This is a genomic window from Actinomycetes bacterium, assembly GCA_036000965.1.
Classification (GTDB): domain Bacteria; phylum Actinomycetota; class CALGFH01; order CALGFH01; family CALGFH01; genus DASYUT01.
In genome coordinates this window covers 1-1,972 of record DASYUT010000138.1, presented here as the reverse complement: position 1 = coordinate 1,972, position 1,972 = coordinate 1, and the positions used below count along the sequence as shown (strand labels likewise).

At 70.1% G+C, this 1,972-nt stretch carries 2 protein-coding genes; both read right to left on the bottom strand.

The genetic code is table 11. The features are described 5' to 3' along the window. On the bottom strand, window positions 1-494 hold a 494-nt coding region (locus VG276_11940; GenBank protein HEV8650088.1), incomplete at its 3' end, for a trehalase-like domain-containing protein. A 405-nt stretch (window positions 495-899) separates the two neighbouring features. Further along, window positions 900-1,787: an N-acyl homoserine lactonase family protein gene (locus tag VG276_11935; GenBank protein HEV8650087.1), complete on the bottom strand. Its 888-nt coding sequence runs from the start codon at window positions 1,785-1,787 to the stop codon at window positions 900-902. Window positions 1,788-1,972 lie beyond the last annotated feature (185 nt).

Sequence of the window (1,972 nt, the reverse complement as noted above, 5' to 3'; positions counted from 1 at the left end):
AGCGCCTGCCAGGCCCGCCCGGCGCGGCGGATCCACGGCCGCACCTGCCCGTAGTCGAACCGGGGGACCACCTCGACCCGCAGGTCGACCGCACCCTCGAGGCCGTCGACGACCCGGAGCAGCTGGCGGTAGGGACGCCTGGCGCCGCCGGGTCGCATGGTCAGGCAGTCGGTGAGCCGCACCCGGCCGCCCGGCACGGTCGTCTCGGTCTGCAGCACCAGCGTGCCGTCCAGGTAGCGGCGGCTGCCGCGTGCCGCCGGGTCGGTCGCGGTGACCGCGCACCAGCCGCCGCGTTCGCGGTCCAGCAGGCGGCCGAAGTAGCTGCCGTCGTCCAGCCGCGGCAGGCAGAGCCAGTCCACCGAGCCGGCCGACGACACGAGCGCGCCGCTGTGGCAGTCGCCCAGGAAGGCGTAGTCGCCGATCGCCCGATACCGCCCGGGCGCGCCGGGCACCAGGCTCGGCACAGTCCCGCTGGACGTCTCTGGCCTGCTCATCGCAGCACCGCTAGCAGTGACAGCACGGCCATGGCCACCGCGATCCCCGAGCCCATCCCGGCCGCTTCAGTGGCCTCCGTACACCGTGTAGCCACGATTCCGCAGGCGCCTGGCGAGTTCCTGCTCCATTGCGACGGCTCCGTCGCGCGTGGCCATCGGATTGAAGCGCCGATACAGCCCTGGGCGAAGGTGCTTCCCATGCTTCCGCACATACCGAGAGGATCGGTAGCCATCCTTGTGCTGACGAAGGCGCTCCTTCGGCGGCACCACGCTCTGGCCGACGTAGACGGAGGGATACCCAGGGTTGCGGCGGGGACCGACGGCGTCGTCCATCTCGACCACGTAGACGTAGTAGCGGCGCCGGGCTGATCCTGAGGACCGCAGGTTCACTGGTTGCCTCCAGCTTCAGCTCTCCAGCAGCCGCTGGGAGGCGGTCGGATCGTGCGCCGGAAGGATGACAAGGTCAGCCATCCTCTCCTTCAGCGCGAGCACCTTCCTGGTGGTCTCGACCAGCTGCCTGCGGGCACCCACGCCGGGGACCCGCCCCCGCAGGAGCAGCTCGGCCCCATACGTGAGGTCGCCGACCAGCAGCAGCGGGGACCGCTCGCGTCGCCGAATCAGCAGGGACATCGACCCGGCCGTGTGACCCGGAGTCGGCACCAGGACGAGAGAACCGTCTTCCATGACATCCAACGACTCGGTGAAGGGTGCCAGACCTGCGTTGCCGGTCGGCTCGAAGCCGGTCTGGTGCCACCGCAGTCCCGGGATCGTGATGTGCTTGCGGAGGAAACCCCGAAGCTCTGGGCTGAACCCCGAGAGCTGCTCCCACTCCGCCGCCGCGACCAACAGGTCTGCACCCCCCAGCTCGGAGAGCCCGCCGATGTGATCCTCGTGCAGGTGGGACAGGATCGCTGTGTCCACCTCGGCCGGTGCGTAGCCGAGCGTGGCGAGCTGCGCGGTGAGGGTGTCCTCCTCCTGGATGTGGAACCGGGCCAACCGGTCATAGAGGTAGCCCGTGAACCCGCCGGGGAAGTACGACTCGTCGGTGACCGAGGCGCGGTCCTGGCCGGTGTCGAACAGGATGAGCCCCTTGGCATGCTCGATGAGGTAGGCGTTGATCGGCCGGGGTGGCGTCCAGCGCCGCGACGTCAGCAGCCACCAGTACAGCGGCTTGCTCGTGCCGTAGGGCTGCTCCGGGTGGATCTCCACGGTCCCCGTGCTCACCACCGACACCGCCCGGACGGGATCCGCGGTCCCGCGCGCCGCACGTGAGACGGCAGCCGCGCTTGCCATGTGTGCCTCCTTGGATCCTGCTTCGCCCGAACGATGGGGCCTGACTCAGGGGCGGGCCTTCCCGAGGTACATCAACTCCCACAGCGCGTCGTCGGTGTGGCTCTCCACCAGCTGCTCGCCCTTGTAGTGCTCGACGCGCAGCTCTCCGGCGAACCGCAGGTAGGCGCCGTCGAACCCGGCGAGCC

Bases quoted from the DNA above. Each gene is read 5' to 3' on its own strand.
- VG276_11935 (HEV8650087.1), bottom strand. From the start codon at position 1,787: ATGGCAAGCGCGGCTGCCGTCTCACGTGCGGCGCGCGGGACCGCGGAT.